Below are 17,858 nucleotides of genomic sequence, written 5' to 3' on the forward strand. Positions count from 1 at the left end.
AACATCGTACTTATAGGAGGCCCTGGCACGGGTAAAACTCACTTAGCAACGGCAATAGGCGTACAAGCCATCCAACACCACCGACTACGAGTGCGCTTCTTATCGACCATTGAACTTGTGAATCAACTTGAACAAGAAAAACTCGAAGGTAAAGCGGGACGCATTGCGAACAGGTTAAGCCATACAGACTTGGTTATCTTAGATGAACTTGGTTACTTGCCCTTTAGTCAAACGGGAGGCGCATTACTATTCCACTTGCTAGGCAAACTATATGAGAAAACAAGTGTGATTATCACGACTAACTTAAGCTTTTCAGAGTGGAGCCAAGTCTTCGGTGACGCAAAGATGACAACCGCATTACTTGATCGACTAACGCATCACTGTCACATCATTGAAACAGGTAACGAAAGTTACCGCTACAAAGAATCTACTAATAAACGAATTTAAAACTGGAAATAAAAGAAAAGTTCAGGCCATAATCTGGCCTCTCAGGCGGGTCAAAATTAAGTGCAAAAGCCGGGTCAGTTTTACATGCAAATTAACACGCACCATTTAGAACAATATTTTGGCTCACACGCTGCGGAGCATTCTTTGCTATAGCAAGGGCTACCCCTTTTGATACCTCGCAAATACTCACTCCTTTAATTGTGTTTTCACATACATTAGCAATTGTTTGGTTCGATAGAAAGAATAGGATGACAAACAAGAAAAATGGCTTCATTGAGCTAGATTACTCCGTATCTAACAAAAACGTGGTAAGTCGATATAGTTTGAAATTCTGAAATGTTACTGGATTCCCGTGGCATTCTCCATGAATAAGTTTATAAAGCAAGGTGTTTAAGATCGTAACAGCTTTACCAAATTACACATGTAAGTGAAACTATGACAATTGGGCCAAATCTAAAACGAGTGCCAAAGTCTTCTATTGGCACTTTTCTGACCAAGTCTTGCTTAGAATGGTTAGGCCCAAGTCAGACCATTTATTCTAATAGGCCAGCTTGGGTGCTGACTTTTAGGCATTAGTTATATCGTGACCTAACACGTTTAAAGCTCGTTTTCGCCCTAAAAAAGCATTACCCTGTCTAGCTAAATACTCATTTATAAGTACATAAAACTTTTGCTATAGAGCTTATGCCTGCCAAACAGAAGATTCTTAAAGTTCGTCGCCACTATAACCAGTGGGTGGCTGACCAAACCCTAGAAGATTACGCCTTACGATTCACCGCTCGTAAAGCTCGGCGTATGGGTATTAGCCGTGTCGGCAAAACCGCTTTAGGGGCGACTGCTTTTTTGGCACTTGAAAGCATTGCTGCAGCGGTAACGATTAACTATGGTTTTGTGAATACCATTGCAGCGATGTTAGTCGTTGCAGCGGTTTTCTTTATTACCGGTTTTCCAATTGCTTACTACTCAGCTAAACACGGTTTAGACATTGATCTTTTGACGCGAGGTGCCGGGTTTGGCTACTTAGGCTCCACAGTCACGTCACTTATTTATGCTTCGTTTACTTTTATCTTCTTTGCGATTGAAGCCGCTATTCTCGCATCGGCTTTACATGCCTTGCTGGGTATTCCGCTATCGATCGGGTATTTCATTTGCGCTGTGGCGGTTATCCCTATTGTGATCCGGGGGATTACCACTATTTCGCGTTTTCAAGTCGGGACGCAAACTCTGTGGTTACTATTACAAATCGCGGCAATCGCTACCGTGATCATTGTCGAATATGATACTTTGCCTGCTTGGACAGACTATCAGCCAAAGGGCCTTAGTAATGCAGGTGAATTCAATTGGCTATTGTTCGGCGCCGCTGCTTCAGTATTTTTTGCCTTGGTTGCTCAGATTGGTGAGCAGGTAGACTATCTACGCTTTCTTCCTCCTAAGACTGAACAGAATAAGAAAAAGTGGTGGTTTTGGTTGGTCTTATCAGGGCCAGGCTGGATCTTTATCGGTTTGCTGAAAATGCTCTTTGGCTCCTTTATCGCTTATATTGCGATTACAGAAGGGGCTACTTATGTGGTCGCCAGCGACCCGACTTATATGTACGAACGTGTATTTAATTACCTGACTAACTCACCGTCAATGTCGCTTATTTTAGCTGCGGTTATGGTGATTATCTGCCAGATGAAGATCAACGTAACGAACGCTTATGCCGGGTCGATAGCTTGGTCTAACTTCTTCTCGCGGGCAACTCACAGCCACCCTGGGCGGGTTGTTTGGTTGGTCTTCAATGTGACAATTGCTTTGATTCTGATGGAGTTAGGTGTGCATGAGGCACTCGAAGCAATTTTGGGGGTTTTCGCTATTGTCGCAGTGAGTTGGCTAGGCTCGCTTACTGCAGACTTATTGATTAACAAACCACTTGGGCTCAGCCCCTCTTATATCGAGTTTAAGCGAGGTCACCTCTATGATGTTAACCCGGTTGGTACTGTTTCAATGGTGGCTGCCTGTATTCTTGGTTTAGCTGCATATCTTGGGGTGTTTGGCGAGACAAGTAAGAATCTTAGCCACTTTATTTCTTTGTTAGCCTGTTTCATCTTTGTGCCACTGATCGCTTATATTACCAAAGGAAAGTATTACTTAGCGCGACAGTCCCCAGAGCTTATTCCCATTATAGAGGAAGCGAAAACCAGAGCTTCGTCGGGTGCTGCACCGTCACCATACCCGTCTATTGGACCGACGCTTACCTGCGGCGTCTGTGACAATGACTTTGAAGTGGAGGACATGAGTTATTGTGGCGTTTATGCTCAGCCTATATGTTCGCTCTGTTGTTCCCTCGATGTGCGTTGTCTAGATAGCTGCAAACCTCATGCTAGGCTTTCTCGTCAGGTGGTGAATTTCTTAAGGCGCTTTATGCCAGGCAAGTTAGTGCGTTCTACGAATTCAAGGCTAGGGCGTTTTGCTGGGCTGCTTATTATTACGAATATGATCAACGCCGCGATGCTGGCCTTGGTTTATGAGCATATGATGCCTTCTGCGATTGCCGATCAGGAGGTGCTAAAGCAAAGTCTGATCACACTGTTCTTTATTTTCTTGATCGTTACGGGTGTGATTTCCTGGTTGTTTCTCTTGGCGCACGAGAGCCGGGTGGTAGCCCAAATTGAGTCCAATCGGCAAACACGTAAGCTGATGCGAGAAATCCAAGCTCATGAGAAAACCGATCTGGAATTGCAACAAGCCAAAGAGCATGCAGAGCAAGCGAATGACGCCAAGAGTCGCTATCTATCTGGGATCAGTCACGAGCTGCGAACCCCGCTTCAATCGATACTCGGCTATGCGCAATTACTGACTGACAAGCAGGACCTTGATGATGCACAGTCTCGAGGCTTGAATATCATTCATCGCAGTGGCTTGCATCTGGCAGATTTGATTGAAGGCCTGCTTGATATATCAAAGATTGAGGCTGGGCGCTTGGACTTGTTTCGGAACAAGGTTCAGTTACCTGAATTGCTCGATCAGCTTGCCAGTATGTTTCAAATGCAGGCTAAGAACAAAGGGATTGAGCTTAACTTCAATATAGAAGGGCGATTGCCGAAAATGGTGATGGCAGATGAAAAGCGCTTGCGCCAGGTTTTGATCAATGTTCTGTCTAATGCTGTGAAGTATACACAAGAAGGTTCAATCGACTTTACGGTGAAGTACCGTTCTCAGGTGGCAGAATTCATTATCAAAGATACCGGGCCAGGGATAGAGGCTTCCTACCTCGCACGTATATTCGAACCTTTTGAAAGGGTGCGTAATACACATACACCGAATGTGCAGGGGACAGGTCTTGGTTTGACTATCGTGAAGCTCTTAACTGAAGTAATGGGTGGAGAGTTACAGGTCGACTCAGAACTTGGGAAGGGCAGTTGTTTTAAGGTGAGCTTAATGCTGCCCTGGGTGAATAATACTCAGCAGGTAGAAGAAGCAGTTAAGGCCAAGATAGTTGGCTACGAAGGTTATCAGCGAACTATCTGTTTGGTAGATGATGACCCGGTTCTAAGGGGCTTCTTGTCAGACTTACTCATTCCACTGGGTTTTACTACCTTAGAGGCTTTTGATGCACCATCTTGTATGGCGCTATTAGATACGGCCAAGCCAGATCTATTTGTTCTCGATGTCTCGATGCCTGGCAAAACAGGTTACGAATTGGCTGATGATTTACGTAGTGAGGGAATTAGTGTTCCGATTTTAATGCTCTCTGCCAATGCACAAATGCCATCGAGCGACTCCATTGCCACGGCCAGCTATTCTGATTATTTGATTAAACCGATTAACAATGCGGCTCTGTTAGATAAGCTAGCTGAGCATCTGGGCTTGCACTGGATATCGCAAAATGAAAGTGAAGATTTCGACTCGGTTAAAGTCTTGTCTAAAGAGCGCGATGGTAACCCTGAAGAAGCACAAACTAGTGACGCCTTCGTTATTCCCAACGACCCCTTAATTCGTGAGCTAAAAGCCTACGCCGAAATGGGCTACCGAAAGGGTGTCGTGCAAACTTTAGCTCAGGTAGAATCAGCTAAGTTACTACCGGAGCCATTTATGCAGAGCCTGTTTGCTATGAGTGACAGTTTCCAGTTCGACCAACTTGCGCAAGCCTTAAGTGATTAAATGATGACGCCTTTAAGCCAGACCGATATTGTGTTGGTTGTTGATGACTCCCCCGATGCTCTGAGCATGATTAACGATGCCTTGGAAGCGGAAGGAATGGACGTGCTGGTTGCTCTGGAAGGCAAGCAAGCCCTAACGATCGCTAAGCGCATTCGGCCCGATGTAATACTGCTCGATGCAGTCATGCCCGTAATGGATGGCTTTGAGACCTGTCGCCAGCTAAAGCAAAATGCAGACCTCGCAGATATTCCCGTTATTTTCATGACGGGTTTATCTGATACTGATGATATTGTTCGAGGCTTGGAAGTGGGTGGTGTTGATTACCTGGTTAAACCCATCAACCCGACAGAATTGCTAGCGCGTATGAAGGTGCATTTGAGCAATGCGCGTTTAACCAAGAGTGCGCAAAGTGCCTTGGATAGCACTGGGCAGCATCTCTTCACGGCTGATGAAAAAGGCATTGTTCGCTGGGCCACCCCGCAAACCTATGCTTTGTTTGCCAAAGCTAATATCTCTCCGACAGATGGTTCTGAGGCGTTTACAAAAATGCTTTCTCCATGGTTGGCTGGGTCTCCGCAGGACGGGGATAGTCTCAACTTAGAAGCACTAGAATATCCTTTATCTCTGAAGAGGGTAGGCAAACATTCCAATGGCGACCAGCTAATTAAACTGATTGACGGGAACAAGCCAACAGAAGCTGCTTTATTAAAAGCAAATCTCGATTTAACTGAGCGAGAGGCGGAAGTTTTGTTTTGGATAGCGAATGGGAAAACTAACCGCGAAGCAGCCGAAATTCTATCGATGAGCCCTCGAACGGTGAATAAACATTTGGAAATGATCTTTCCTAAACTTGGTGTCGAGAATAGAACGGCAGCGGCAGGGGTCGCCTTAAGGGTCTTGACACAGGGTTAATTATGGAAAAGACTGAGGTGTTGTTCTCATAGAGTACTCGTAGGCAGAGTAGTATACTGAGCCCAATGAAAAAATGGTTAATATAGTAGGACATTATGAAAGCATTAGTAATTGTTGCACACGGCTCACGACGAGCGTCCTCCAATGATGAAGTACGGGAGCTTTCCCGTAGCGTTCAGAATAAGGTCGGCGCTCAATATGCGATCGTCAATACTGGCTTTTTGGAGCTGGCTGAGCCATTAATACCCGACTCAATTATCCAGTGTATAGAGCAGGGAGCATCTGAAGTAGATGTCTTGCCTTACTTCTTGTCAGCCGGTAGGCATGTTATAGAAGACGTTCCGGCCGAAGTTGCTAAGGCTAGGGAGCAGTACCCTGATGTTAAGATAAACATTAAGACTCATCTGGGAGGTATGCCTGCGATGGTCAGTTTGATTCAGGATACGCTAAGCGTATCCTGATGAGCCTCGTTATAATTAGCGAGTCGTGGCTTTTTTAGTTTTCGTCTTTCTTGTCTTGGCTTTTTTTGTAAGTAAGCCTTCAAGCTCCTCGAGCGCTTCTCCTGAAAATACTGCCAGGTTCTGCATGCTTGGCAAGGTGTCACGACAACCGGTATAGCCAAAATTCAGTGAACCATCATAGCTTAAACAAGTAATATTCAATGCGCCGCCATGGGCGATTAATGATACTGGGTACATCGCCTCAAGTTTACAGCCATTGTAGTAGAGAGCCTTTTTCGGTCCAGGGACATTAGATATTGTAATGTTAAAGGCTGGACGCATTCTTCCGCCCAGGCCTGTGAGAAGCTGTAAAGAGTAGGGTGCCATCATCAGCATCGTGTACTGTGTCAGCGATGCTCTAGGCAAGCTTTGTAAGTGCTCCTTCGCAATCTGGGTCGACTCTTTAATGGTTGCTAAGCGGCGAAGCGGGTCCGCTTCATTGGTTGCTAAGCTAGCGATCATAAAACTAATGGCCGTACCTGTGCCTGTGTCATCCGCAGGGCGAATATTAACCGGAATACCTGCTGTTAAAGGTTGCTCAGGTAATTGTCCTTTTTCTAATAGGAACTGCCTCAACGAGGTGCCACATAAATAAAGCACAATATCGTTTAACGAGGCATCCGCCTCTGCTGCCAGTTTCTTAATTCTGTCTAAAGAATATTGCTGTGTAGCAAAGCGGCGAGCGGCTTGCACCCGGGTGTTAATGGTTGAATTAGGACCAGTAAACGGAGCAGAAAGTTTAACTCTATCCTGAACGGATGAACTGACCAGTTTTGCCAACGCACCCACTAACTGCGGGGTGTTCGAGGCTTGTTCTTTGATTGCGTCGATAGCTTGATCAAGCGCGCCTTGCCAAGTCGCAATGTGTTCGCCGCTTTTAATTTTCTTTGGCGTACCAATAGACCAAGGCGGTCTTGTATCGATATCGTCTGGAGACTCGCTTAGTGTGCGTTGCAATAAACGTACACCGCTTATGCCATCAATTAAGGAGTGGTGCATTTTGGTGTAGATGGCAAAGCGATTATTTTCCAGACCTTCGATGACATGGCACTCCCATAGAGGGCGTTTAAAGTCCATACGGTTGGAGTGTAATCTCGATACAAGTATACCCAACTCTCGTTCACCGCCTGGTTTGGGTAGAGCCGAATGACGTACGTGATAATCTAGGTCTATGTTCTTATCGATAACCCAAGACGGTGCGAGTAAGCGGCCCAGTAAGCTAGGCTTCGCGAGCTTTTTGTTCCAGGGGGAAACAATATCTCCAGCCGATTTCATGCGATGAACATCGTCGCGTAAAAAATTAGCAGGAGCATCTTTGGGGAGAGATAAAATTTGCAGATTGCCAACATGCATTGGCGTCTCTTCGGTATCCAATGCCAACCAAGAGGCATCAAGTATGTTTATCTTGTTATTCTGAGTCATTTTGCCAGGCCTTTTGGGAGTAATGAATACAAAGCGGAATCTTAACACACTTACTATATTAGACCATTAAACTTTATTGCCTAGGTCTATGAAGATATCGGAACTATTTATGTTCGCAGACAAGAAATTTACTTTTGGTATAGCAAATTTTGAAATGGAGTTGTCGTGAACCTTTTATTCGGCAGGGAGGGGGAATGGGGGCATATCGCGAATGGAGTTTTAAGAACCTGAAGATAGAGCAGGCTAAATGAAGTTAGAACAACTTTAGCCTGCTAGAGAAGCATAATACTACTTCACTGCACACATATCTTTTTTGGCCAGGCTAAGTGCTTTTAGTACATCAGCACGTCTAATAATGCCGATCACTTTATCATTTTCTATTACTGGGTAGATCTTGGGCCCTTTCCTTAGCATGCTTTCTGCTAGCTTAAGAATATCTTCATCAGGGGATACGGATAGAGGATTCTCTCGCATAATGTCAGCTGCTACTTCGTGGCTATCACAATAGTAGGTATTGTTGAGCATCTGCTTGATGCAGTTTTGCTCAGTGATAAAACCTACCAGTTTGCCGTCAGTATCTAACACTGGCGCTACTACGATATGGCTTTTGGTAAGTGTTTTAACGACTTCTTCAACGCTAGTATCAAGTTTAAATGAGTATGTCGCTGGGTGCATGTAATCGCGAACGTAAACCTTGGGAGATTCCATCTTGCCTCCAATAAAATTTGTAATGTATAAATGAGTTTGTTGAAGTGAGCATACTACGAGGTTTCTACTAGTGTGATGACCGGTGTCAATTTGAGTGCATTCCTATAAGGAACTAGTAATCACTTTAAAATAAATACACTATTTGCTGAAGCTGCTATAATTTCGCGCTTTCTATCTTTCGAGTTGATTTGTTATATGTCTGAGAACTTTATCTGGCTTGCAATTGTTGTCGGTAGTCTTGTTTCTATTTTCTTATTCCGTTTTAGCTTCAAAACATGGAACAAAATTCAAAGAATAGAGGACGCGAAAAAAGCTTATCTGGAGGAGGTGGCTGAAAAGAAAGATAAGGCCCTCAACAGCATTAAGGTTATCGCACAATGCATGTTAGACGAGCAGGTTGAGCTGTCGGAAGGATGCATTAGAATTAAAGTGCTACTTGACCATTTAGCCCCCAACCTGCATGAAGATGAGCGGTTTTCAGTGTTTATCAAAATGTATGATGCGCTAGAGCACATGCCAACTCATGAGGCGCGTAAGCAAACTGACAAACGAGTGATTTTTAAGCTGGATCAGGAACGCTTCAAACTGGAAGAAGACAACCAGCATGCGATACTCTCTGCGTCTAAAGCGCTCCTGGAGCATTCATTCTAGAGTAGGTCGGTGAGCAATATGCCCAGGCCTATTCGTTGTACCCGGTGGTCATAGTCAATTAGGCTTTCTCCATAGCCTTCAAAAAATTGTATGAAACCTCTTAATCGCCCCCACATCGGAAAACTGAATCCGGTTTCCGCAGACCCATAACCTGTGTCGAAGTTGTATCTCACCGAGCTGCTGAGTTTATAGCGCCCCCAGTCCATCACACCGGTAATTTCATAGTGACCTAGGTAGTCGTCGATATCCGGGTTATCATCGCCTCGGAATAAGTGGTTTGTCTTTTTGTTGTGTGCATGAGTGAGCAACTTCGGCCAGCGTTGTTTCAGCGGGCATACTCGCCGCTGTATTTAAGAAACAATCAATAGACTCTTCCGCTGCTGCTAACTTACTGAAAAATAGTAAAAAACCTAATAAGGTAAAATACTTGAGTCGTGCAATAGCCATTGTCGCTTCATGTATTGTTTCGATCTGTACGGTAGCCGGCTATTGTTGTTTATACTCACTATCGAAGTCAAAAAATAACTCGCCGGAAATTTCTTTATAGCGGCCTGAGTCCTTCATTCTTTTGAGTCTTGGTGAAAGCTCATCAAGGAAGCTTTGTGTGAGCGCTTTGTTATGACACGTAATACGGTCATAGCTTTCTACAAGAGGGTGCTTGGCAGAGTAACTCAATTGATCTACGAAAGGTTGCAAGTCCGGAAGCGCTGCGATCATGACATCAATACGCTTTACTTTGAGCTTTTTCAAGTTCTGGGCGTCTTTGTATACTTTGTCTAGTTTTATTTTTTCGCTAAGTCTATGTTTATAATAGTTCTCGTGCACATGTACGGCACCCACATTAAGTCCTTTAAGTTGACTGGAGCTAGTTAAAGGGCTTTGGTCGAGAGGGCTAAACATATAATAAGCGAAGGCACCTAGTGGAAAGCTTGCAATGATATTCTCATTTCCTAGCTTTTCTTGCATCACTTGCGTGAAAGAATAAATGTAGTCTGTATGGCCTTGCTCAAATGATACCAGGGCTCGTTTATAAGGCGTATATGATTGAATGATTTTGAAAGGCATATCTGAAATAGCTTCGTTCAGAATGCCTTGATAGATGCCAGACTGGTCTTCCTCAATTAGGCTAGTGATATGAGGCGCTGCTATCGCTATAGTTTGTGCGTCTGGTGATTTTGCGTGAACTAGACTACTAAAAATGCAAAGCAATAATATAAGATAATATTTGAGTATGCTCGAAATAAGCCTTTATAACGATAGAACTAGTGTCTTATATTAAAGCATAAGAATTACTAGAGTGCTCAGTTAACCTAATGTTGTATTAATCCCTTAAGTACAGATTGGCTCACCGCCAGTTCGCTTTTCCAGTATCCGCTAAACTTCGGTAAATTGTCGTCTATTTCTTCACTTCTGCTGTGATAAAAAATATGCCCTTGAGCTGCTGGTAGTGCGCCAGGGTCTTCAAAACGGTCAATGGGAATAAAGGCCAGTTTTAAAAAAGGCGCAAGCCTCAAAAAGCCAACTAATGGAGATTGGCAGTTTTGGCATATACCTCTAGTTAGAGCAGGAGGACGACGATATTTTGCAAACAATAGTTGATCAGATTTGTTTAGCTCAACATTTTTTGCATTGACTACGACAAATTCTGCATAAGGCTTGTTATAGATCTCTTGGCAAATAGTGCAATGGCATTTAAAGCGAGAAAAAGGTTGGGCTCTGACGGTGATTTTCGATGTGGTGCATGAACAGCTAGCGGACTGATGGAAGCTCTGTGATGTCATAAAATTTAGCCTGTTAGCTTTTGTTATTGTTAAGGGCAACGCTATCTCGGACTATAACCCAATAATAGTGCGTGTTAGTACTTATACGCAAAGCTATGGTGCATGAGCTTACTGATGTTGAGAGTTATTATTATGTCATTTAATTTAAATTGTTAATAAAATCAATTGGATGAAACTAATTTGTTGTCTTGGCACGGCTAATGCTTTAGTAATAACTGTACAAGGAAGTACGTAATGAAACGATTTCAAAGAGCGAGCCTTAGTAATCAATTATATACCGGATTCGACTCCTTGTTTTCTGCTCAGGCCTTGCAACGAAGCAAATACTTTTAAGTTATTACGATGATTAAACGGAGAATACCGAATGAAGAAATCAGCTGGTAACACACTGTTTGAATTAACTGCAAAAGAAGAAGCTGTTTGTTATGAAGCCTTAGAGGCTTACTTTGAGCAAATGTATTTTGCAAACTGATATTAGCTAAAGAAGTATAAATAGGAGTGAAAAGGGGGAATGCGAAAAAGCATTCCCCCTTTTTTATTTCCACCGGGAACCACAATATGTGGTGATCAAATCTTGAATAATCCCCCAGAATGGCGATAATGGCCGCCTCTTGAATATAAATATTAGATGCACAGTAAGAAACTTTCCTTGCTTTGAATAGCGCAGATGCGCAGCGTGATCCTTCCTTCAGCTATGAGCCAGAATTCATCCCGATTTATGCCCGGTAGTTCGCGTTTGGTGCGTTCTCTATCAGAGATGCTGCAAGTCGAGCCACAGACTCATCCAGAAAATTTTAGCGAGCGCTTATCGAAAAAAATAGACTTCTCGGGCTCGGTAAAATTAAGTGATGCGCAAGGCATGATCAGAATGATTGATCGTCGAGTCGACGCCGGTTTACTGTCGAACGATTCGGACGAATTGGCTGGTCAGGAAGCTTTAGAAAAAAGCCAGCAGGCCTTTGTCAGGGTAAGAAAAGCCATTAGCCAATCTATCGAGTCAGGCTTTGACCCAGATAAAAGTGTCGGCAGAATAAAGCTGCCTGAATGGGATGAAGCGTTTATTAGCGCTATGCGAGAAGGGCAAGTCGATGACAAGTTGCTAGCCAAAGCTGCTGAACCCTTCAGTAAGTTTTATCGTGCTCAGCAGTCTGATATGTCGGCTAAAGTGCAGGGCTTGAGAGTTTATATTAGTGAGGTGTTAGAGAAGCATTCACCAGAGCTTGCGAAGTTAGTGGTGCTCGATAAAGCTCTCGACGAAGCGTTAAGCGTCGCTGCTCGTAAACAGTTTTTATGCGTACCGACGCTACTCGCCACTTACTTTCGCGAGAGCTTTGAAAGGCCTGCCGGTAAAAATGCCGACCTGTTTGAAACGTGTGCCTTGGATGAGAATATTAAGGCCTTTCTAGCAGCTTTAAAGCGCTTGCTGATGGCAGAGCTGGAAGCGCGCTTGCAGCTCGTGCTGGGCTTGATAGAAGCATTAAATGAAACGGTGCAATCGGCAAACTGAGTGCATCGCTATGGACACAATTATGAAATTAGAGGTTACTAGTTGCTTATGAATAAGCTTCTTTTTGGGCTGGCATTTTTATTAGGCGCATTGGCTATCATCGGTATGAGCTGGGTATTCTTGGGTAGTGATACCTTGGCCTTGCTGATTACTGTCGTTATTGGTGTGGTGTTTAGTATTGGCACCCTTGAGCTCTTACGATTTCAGAAGGCGACACAAACACTGTCAGTCGCGCTAAAAGATATTCCAAAATTTGCCGTACAAGCCGAGTCGGATAACGAAAACCAGTTTGACAAATGGCTACTGTCGCTTCACGCCTCGCTGCGTAATGCTGTTCAGCTTAGAATAGAAGGTGAGCGCATTGGTCTACCTGCGCCTGTCGTGACGCCCTACTTAGTCGGCTTACTGGTAATGCTCGGCTTGTTAGGTACTTTTGTCGGAATGGTTGATACCTTGCAGGGTGCTGTCACGGCACTACAAGGAACCACAGAATTAGAGGCAATTCGCACAGGTTTGGCCGCGCCGATCAATGGTTTGGGCTTGGCTTTCGGTACGTCCGTTGCCGGTGTGGCAGCTTCAGCTATGTTGGGCTTGATGTCGACATTGAGTCGTCGTGAACGAGTGATTGCGACACGTGAGCTCGATGCCTGTATCGCGCATGAGTTTAAAGGCTTCTCTCTGGTTCATAACCGCCAAGAAACTTATAAAGCCCTACAAGCACAAGCGCTTGCCTTACCTCAAGTGGCAGATCAGCTTCAAACCATGGCGTTGAATTTGGAGAAAATGGGCTCAAACCTGGGTGAGCAGCTAAACCAGAAGCAAGATAGCTTTCATACTGAGGTGAAACAGAGTTACCAACACTTGGCCGAGACGGTATCAGAAGCCATTTCCAGCAGTGTCAGTACCGTTCAGGCAGGGCTTGCCGATAGCGGTCGTTTGGCAGGTGAAAGTATGCGCCCGGTGTTTGAAGAAAGTATGAGTCGGTTGGTGGAGAAGGTCAGTGATCAGACTTCGAAAAGTCATCAGCAGTTTTCTACGAAAGCTACTGAACACTTGGATTTTCTGAATGGCCGCTTCTCGAAAACGGCAGACGAGGTGGGAAGTGTCTGGCGTAAAGCGCTAGAAGAGCAAGCGCTGAGAAACCAACAAAGTGCCGAGCAGATTAAGCAAACCTTGAGTGAATACAGTGAGCTCTTTGACGCTAAAACGCAGACAATGTTAGAAAGCTTGAACCAGAATTTGGCGCAGCGAGATAGCCAAAATCTCGAAAGTGAAAAAGCTCGACAGACAGTTTGGCAACAGGCGATGATTGATACGCAGACGCAGAGTTCTGCTTCTTTACACAGCGCCTCTCAAGACGTTGCTGACAAGCTAAATCAGCTTACACAAGCTCAGCTTGAAACAAGTTGTCAGGTTGCTGATAAATTTACGGAAATGACAGATCGTTTGGGGGCTATGTCTGAGGGGATCAGTCTTGATTGGCAGAACCGTGCTGACAAAATGTTGGCTCAGCAAGCTGAGCTGGTTGAGAAGCTAAGTGACAGCCAGCAGCTAATGGATGAGCAAACCAAGCAGAAGTCAGAGAAGCTATTGGCTGAACTAGCGGGTCTTTTCGCTGAATCCAATAACTTACTGATCGCACGTCGTGAAGATGAGTCACGTTGGTTGCACGAACTGGATAGTCGAATGAATGGCTTAGCGGCGAGTGTGCGTGAAGAATTGAGCAGCTTGCGAGATGAAGAGGCAGGTCGTGCAAACGCTGCTGCCGAGACGATGAATAAGCTACAACAAAGCTTATCGCAGCAAGTTGCCCAATTGTCAGAAACGATTGAGAAACCCATGACAGAGCTGATTGAAACCGCGTCTGAAACACCAAAGGTTGCTGCGGAGGTAATCTCCAAGTTACGTGAAGAAATCAGTAACAACATGGAGCGTGACAACCACTTGTTAGAAGAGCGTCAGCGAATTATGGCTGAGCTTGATGGCTTGTCAGGCTCCTTATCCGAGTCATCCAGCCAGCAAAGAGAAGCGATTGCTTCATTAGTCGAAACCTCTAGTAGCATGCTAGACAACATCAGCTCTCGTTTTGACCAGCATATCGATGCTGAAGTTAACAAACTCTCAGACATCGTGGTCGAAGCTGCGGCAAGCACTACCGATATTGCCAGTTTGGGTGATGCTTTTGGTAAGGCCTGCCAGCAGTTTAGTGAATCGAATGAACTGCTTGGTGAGAGTTTACAGCGCATCGAATCAGCTCTGGAGCAGTCGAGTGAACGCAGCAATGAGCAGCTTGGTTATTACGTTTCCCAGGCTAGAGAAGTAATTGATCATAGTGTTTTGTCCCAGAAAGCTTTGTTTGAAGAATTGCGTGAACTGTCAATGAAACAGGCTTATGAACAGTCATCCACTGAGTCTGCTTAAGCTGGGGTGTTGGTATGCATGAGTTAGATGAGAGTAATGCTGAAAGCCCTCCTATTTGGGCGATTTTTGGCGATTTAATGTCCGGGCTAGTCGGCGTTTTTGTGCTGTTGCTGATCTGGGTATTGGGCTATCAGTTAGAATTGTCAAAGTCGCTTGCCGAAGAAGTTGAAAAGCGCAGGGCTGAAGAACAGCGAAGAATGGCATTGGAAGAAGCTTTGGCAGACCCTCTCTCTTCCGGGCGAGTAACATTGCGTGATGGCAAAATTGGCATCAGCGGCAGTGTCTTGTTTTCGCTGAACTCAGACCAGTTACAGTCTGAAGGGCGTGAGCTCTTAAGCACTCTGGTGGCTCCTCTTGAAGTTTACCTGGGAGAGCGTGACGAGTTGCTGATGGTGAGTGGTTTCACAGATGATCTTCCCATTCAAAAAGGCAACAATCGATATCAGGATAACTGGGAGCTTTCTGCTCAGAGGGCTCTAACCGTGACGCGAGCTTTGATAGAAGAGGGGATGCCCAAAGAAAGGGTGTTTGCTGCTGCCTTTGGAGATCAGCAACCTGTTGCTTCCAATGTAGACCGTGATGGTCGCTCGAAGAATCGGCGTGTAGAAATGGCACCCGTTCCCAAAGGGCGACAAGTGACTAAGCCTCTAGGTGCTGAAGAAGATACAGCCCCACTTGGCTCGGCTCTGGTGACAGATTAAGATGAATTCCACCTTTGACCAGCTAAAGGAAGCTTTGGCGCGGCTCGAAAATACTTGTCAGAGCGGTGTGGCTGCATTTCATTTTCAGCGCCTTTCTTCATTGCTGGCTAGAGCAGATCAGCGTTCTGACAATATTCAGGAAAGCTTGCTTCCACGAATTGAATCAGGCCTGACAGACTTACAAGCATTGTTGGTTAAGCAGCATGAGGACGCTGAAAAAACTGAGGCGCCCCAGGAGCAGGACGGCAGATCAGACTCAGTTTTTAAAGGCTTGATAGAACGTATTAATAGTTTTGATGTAAGCGCAATAGATCAGAGCTCATTGGGTTTGGATGCCCTGTTGTTTGACGAGGGCTTTGACGAAGGACTTGAGGACAAGCCTTCTGCTACGCAAGGTAGTGAAAAGAAAATAAAGATCAATGCTGCGAAAGACTTTCAAGAGCGCGCTAAAGAGCTAAAGTCGCTACAGTTTTATCGTGAGCAATTGGGTAAGGTGATCACCGAAAATATGGTTCGGCAAGTGATCAAGGAAGACCCGGAAAATGCAGGGCCTCTCAATCCTCAGCGCCTTTTGGTTCGTACGATTGGTGCCATGAAGGATATTTCTCCGGCTTATGTTAATCGCTTGGTTCCTTACTACGACACGCTTTTGTGGTTAGAGCAAACTACAGAGCTATCGACTCACAAGTCTCGTGCAAGCAAAGCCTCTGCAAAGTAAAACCTTAAAGCCTGCTTCGAACCAAGTGCACGTGTTGTACAGCAGTATAGGCACTTTCCCGGTATTTAAGAGGCAGTGATTCGCAGCGTAATCCGACTTCTATATCAATAAGCTCATTAGCCAGTACTTGCCTCTCTTCCTCATTTATTGGCTTTGTACCTTTCTCAGCCAAACGTAGATCAATTTCGTGTAGGCGGTCGTAGTAGCGATAAACGCGAGACTGCATTCTCCAAGCCAGCAGTGCAGGAAGTATTTTGAATAAGGGTAGTAGTAGGAAAATTATTGGTAGAAGTAAGATCGCAAAACGATTGATCTGAGCGACTATCCAGTAGGGCAGGGTTTTCTCTAGCGGATTAAAGCCATCTCTTAGTAGTTTTGCGGCATAAACATCTGCAGGCATATCTAATAAACTTGTGTTCGGGAAAGGCTCAGACATGACGAGTGAGACACGTTTAGCATGTACTATCTTGGCTGCTCTGACCAAACGATTGACTAAAGCGGGGTGTAGGTCATCATGTGCAACTAGCTTTGTCACGAGTGTAATGAGTGGCACGGCAGCTTCGGGGTAGGCCGGGTGATATCGAAGTGAGCCACTCAATAAATTGATATAGTGAGCTTCATGAAGCTGGCTTGCGAGTGCTTGGCCATGATCAAGCGGCAATAACTGGATCGCCGGGTTATCATATAAGGCTTGAAGATAAGGTGCGCTAAGTGGCGCAACAAAAAATGCCAGGTCGAGATTGCCCGAGAGTAGGGCTTCGGAAGCGGCTTTGCCGCCCAAGAATGCTTCGGGAGCTGTATTATTACTGAGGGCTGGCGCAGCGCTAATCTCTGCTAATTGCTCAACTACAGCTCGAGTACCGCTACCTTGTGCACCCAGTGCAACGCGTTTCCCTGTCCATGAAAACGGGTTGCCGTTGACTTGGGCTTCAACTCTGGCGAAGGCTAAGAGCGGCTCTGGAAAGACGGCTGCCAATGCGTTGATATTGGGGTTGCTTGATTTAATGCCGCCTTGGATCAGGGCGATGTCTACCGTGCTATTCGTGGCATCAATCAGTTTACTATTTTCGCGTGAACCAGCGGTTTCGACTATCTCTAATTGAAGACCATCCTCAGCTAAAATTTCTCGGTATTGTTGCGCTATTTGATAATAGGCACTACCTTCTACTCCCGCTGCTATTCGTAGCTGGTCTGGTGGAACCAGGCGCAGGCCAAGCACTAGGCCATAGAGCGTCGCGATGATCGCTAATGTAGCCACCACATAGCTTAATACATTTGAAAGACTTGGGAGTTTCAAGGATCTTTTCATATCAATAAATCTCTATTTGGCTTGTCATTAGGAAAACTGCACAGCGAGCTTCCCCGTGATGACGAGTTTATTGTCCTTGTTGAAATTTTGCGAGCGCTTCACCCATTGCCTTGTGAACGGCATTGATGCCCTGAAGAGGGCGCAGCATGACTTTGAATTCAGTTATTTGATCATCTTCGTTCCAGGTGATCATGTCGACACCATTGACGGTTTTGCCGTCAATAAGGGTTTCGAATTCGAGCACGGCAAAATGGTCGTTGTAAACTTCTTGAATATATTTGAAGTGTTCATTCGCAATCGTTTGCATTGCGCCCATTAGGTATAGTTTTGTAATGGCTTTGCCTCTTTGCGGAGTATGAACTACCGGAGAAAACATCGTGGCGTTATCAGCCAATAAATTGTCTAGAGCATTGATATCTCGTGTTTTCACAACAGTATGCCAGTTCTGAATAACTTTAGGAGCCATGATCTTTACCGTAATTATTGATAGTCAAAAAGGTGTTCTGAAGCGCTAATGTATCAAAGAAAATGGGACTAATGCGAATCTAATAACGGAAAACGGTAAAGACTAAATGTTTACTCCTGAAGCAGCATGTTGACTTCTTTCTCGAGGTAACGAATAAACCCCGTGTTAAACC

At 45.0% G+C, this 17,858-nt stretch carries 16 protein-coding genes; 9 read left to right on the forward strand and 7 right to left on the reverse strand.

From position 1 onward, the window contains the following. From istB to A3756_RS05640, 4 genes are all read left to right on the forward strand, one after another. The coding region (gene istB / locus A3756_RS05620) for an IS21-like element helper ATPase IstB (RefSeq protein ID WP_156490299.1) at positions 1-447 on the forward strand (447 nt) is incomplete at its 5' end. A gap of 684 nt (positions 448-1,131) precedes the next feature. Next, positions 1,132-4,590 carry an ATP-binding protein gene (locus tag A3756_RS05630; RefSeq protein ID WP_068553039.1) on the forward strand — a complete coding sequence of 1,153 codons (3,459 nt, stop codon included), beginning with the start codon at positions 1,132-1,134 and terminating at the stop codon, positions 4,588-4,590. Continuing rightward, on the forward strand, positions 4,591-5,502 hold the full coding sequence (locus A3756_RS05635) for a response regulator transcription factor (RefSeq protein WP_068553040.1): 912 nt from the start codon (positions 4,591-4,593) through the stop codon (positions 5,500-5,502). A 95-nt stretch (positions 5,503-5,597) separates the two neighbouring features. Further along, entirely contained in the window at positions 5,598-5,963 is a 366-nt protein-coding gene (locus A3756_RS05640; protein WP_068507391.1) for a sirohydrochlorin chelatase, read from the forward strand. A 15-nt stretch (positions 5,964-5,978) separates the two neighbouring features. Here A3756_RS05640 and A3756_RS05645 read toward each other — a convergent pair whose 3' ends face one another. Together A3756_RS05645 and A3756_RS05650 are read right to left on the reverse strand one after the other, a co-directional pair. Further along, entirely contained in the window at positions 5,979-7,424 is a 1,446-nt protein-coding gene (locus A3756_RS05645) for a wax ester/triacylglycerol synthase family O-acyltransferase (RefSeq protein ID WP_068507389.1), read from the reverse strand. A 288-nt stretch (positions 7,425-7,712) separates the two neighbouring features. Then, positions 7,713-8,132, reverse strand: coding sequence for a CBS domain-containing protein (locus A3756_RS05650; protein WP_068553041.1), 420 nt, complete (start codon positions 8,130-8,132; stop codon positions 7,713-7,715). A gap of 195 nt (positions 8,133-8,327) precedes the next feature. Between A3756_RS05650 and A3756_RS05655 the strand changes: the two genes are divergently transcribed. Further along, positions 8,328-8,783, forward strand: coding sequence for a DUF2489 domain-containing protein (locus A3756_RS05655; protein ID WP_068507385.1), 456 nt, complete (start codon positions 8,328-8,330; stop codon positions 8,781-8,783). On the opposite strand, the gene A3756_RS25865 is transcribed toward A3756_RS05655, so the two are convergent. From A3756_RS25865 to A3756_RS05670, 3 genes are all read right to left on the reverse strand, one after another. Then, positions 8,780-9,091, reverse strand: a complete 312-nt coding sequence (locus A3756_RS25865; protein WP_197469993.1) for a phospholipase A — start codon at positions 9,089-9,091, stop codon at positions 8,780-8,782. The genes A3756_RS05655 and A3756_RS25865 overlap by 4 nt on opposite strands. A 178-nt stretch (positions 9,092-9,269) precedes the next feature. Beyond that, positions 9,270-9,992 (reverse strand): transporter substrate-binding domain-containing protein, encoded by a 723-nt coding sequence (locus tag A3756_RS05665; RefSeq protein ID WP_082865106.1) that lies wholly within the window; start codon positions 9,990-9,992, stop codon positions 9,270-9,272. Between the two features lie 101 nt (positions 9,993-10,093). Beyond that, positions 10,094-10,564: a GFA family protein gene (locus A3756_RS05670; RefSeq protein ID WP_068507378.1), complete on the reverse strand. Its 471-nt coding sequence runs from the start codon at positions 10,562-10,564 to the stop codon at positions 10,094-10,096. A 694-nt stretch (positions 10,565-11,258) separates the two neighbouring features. Here A3756_RS05670 and A3756_RS05675 point away from each other — a divergent pair. The 4 genes from A3756_RS05675 to A3756_RS05690 are packed head-to-tail and all read left to right on the forward strand — an operon-like array spanning position 11,259 to position 15,911. Further along, positions 11,259-12,071: a DUF3348 family protein gene (locus tag A3756_RS05675; protein ID WP_197469916.1), complete on the forward strand. Its 813-nt coding sequence runs from the start codon at positions 11,259-11,261 to the stop codon at positions 12,069-12,071. Between the two features lie 48 nt (positions 12,072-12,119). After that, positions 12,120-14,492, forward strand: a complete 2,373-nt coding sequence (locus tag A3756_RS05680) for a DUF802 domain-containing protein (RefSeq protein ID WP_068553044.1) — start codon at positions 12,120-12,122, stop codon at positions 14,490-14,492. Between the two features lie 14 nt (positions 14,493-14,506). Continuing rightward, positions 14,507-15,193 (forward strand): OmpA family protein, encoded by a 687-nt coding sequence (locus A3756_RS05685; RefSeq protein ID WP_068513175.1) that lies wholly within the window; start codon positions 14,507-14,509, stop codon positions 15,191-15,193. Position 15,194: 1 nt separating this feature from the next. Continuing rightward, positions 15,195-15,911 (forward strand): DUF2894 domain-containing protein, encoded by a 717-nt coding sequence (locus tag A3756_RS05690; RefSeq protein WP_068513173.1) that lies wholly within the window; start codon positions 15,195-15,197, stop codon positions 15,909-15,911. A 4-nt stretch (positions 15,912-15,915) separates the two neighbouring features. Here the strand turns inward: A3756_RS05690 and A3756_RS05695 are convergent, their stop codons facing one another. Further along, a complete protein-coding gene (locus A3756_RS05695; protein ID WP_068553045.1) occupies positions 15,916-17,220 on the reverse strand; it encodes a TAXI family TRAP transporter solute-binding subunit in 1,305 nt (434 codons plus the stop codon). A gap of 67 nt (positions 17,221-17,287) precedes the next feature. After that, positions 17,288-17,686 (reverse strand): nuclear transport factor 2 family protein, encoded by a 399-nt coding sequence (locus A3756_RS05700; RefSeq protein WP_068513165.1) that lies wholly within the window; start codon positions 17,684-17,686, stop codon positions 17,288-17,290. Positions 17,687-17,858 lie beyond the last annotated feature (172 nt).

The sequence above is a fragment of the Oleiphilus sp. HI0086 genome (assembly GCF_001635225.1).

Coding starts and splice junctions, on each gene's coding strand:
- A3756_RS05630 (WP_068553039.1), top strand. CDS start 1,132: ATGCCTGCCAAACAGAAGATTCTTAAAGTTCGTCGCCACTATAACCAG.
- A3756_RS05635 (WP_068553040.1), top strand. CDS start 4,591: ATGATGACGCCTTTAAGCCAGACCGATATTGTGTTGGTTGTTGATGAC.
- A3756_RS05640 (WP_068507391.1), top strand. CDS start 5,598: ATGAAAGCATTAGTAATTGTTGCACACGGCTCACGACGAGCGTCCTCC.
- A3756_RS05645 (WP_068507389.1), bottom strand. CDS start 7,424: ATGACTCAGAATAACAAGATAAACATACTTGATGCCTCTTGGTTGGCA.
- A3756_RS05650 (WP_068553041.1), bottom strand. CDS start 8,132: ATGGAATCTCCCAAGGTTTACGTTCGCGATTACATGCACCCAGCGACA.
- A3756_RS05655 (WP_068507385.1), top strand. CDS start 8,328: ATGTCTGAGAACTTTATCTGGCTTGCAATTGTTGTCGGTAGTCTTGTT.
- A3756_RS05670 (WP_068507378.1), bottom strand. CDS start 10,564: ATGACATCACAGAGCTTCCATCAGTCCGCTAGCTGTTCATGCACCACA.
- A3756_RS05675 (WP_197469916.1), top strand. CDS start 11,259: ATGAGCCAGAATTCATCCCGATTTATGCCCGGTAGTTCGCGTTTGGTG.
- A3756_RS05680 (WP_068553044.1), top strand. CDS start 12,120: ATGAATAAGCTTCTTTTTGGGCTGGCATTTTTATTAGGCGCATTGGCT.
- A3756_RS05685 (WP_068513175.1), top strand. CDS start 14,507: ATGCATGAGTTAGATGAGAGTAATGCTGAAAGCCCTCCTATTTGGGCG.
- A3756_RS05690 (WP_068513173.1), top strand. CDS start 15,195: ATGAATTCCACCTTTGACCAGCTAAAGGAAGCTTTGGCGCGGCTCGAA.
- A3756_RS05695 (WP_068553045.1), bottom strand. CDS start 17,220: ATGAAAAGATCCTTGAAACTCCCAAGTCTTTCAAATGTATTAAGCTAT.
- A3756_RS05700 (WP_068513165.1), bottom strand. CDS start 17,686: ATGGCTCCTAAAGTTATTCAGAACTGGCATACTGTTGTGAAAACACGA.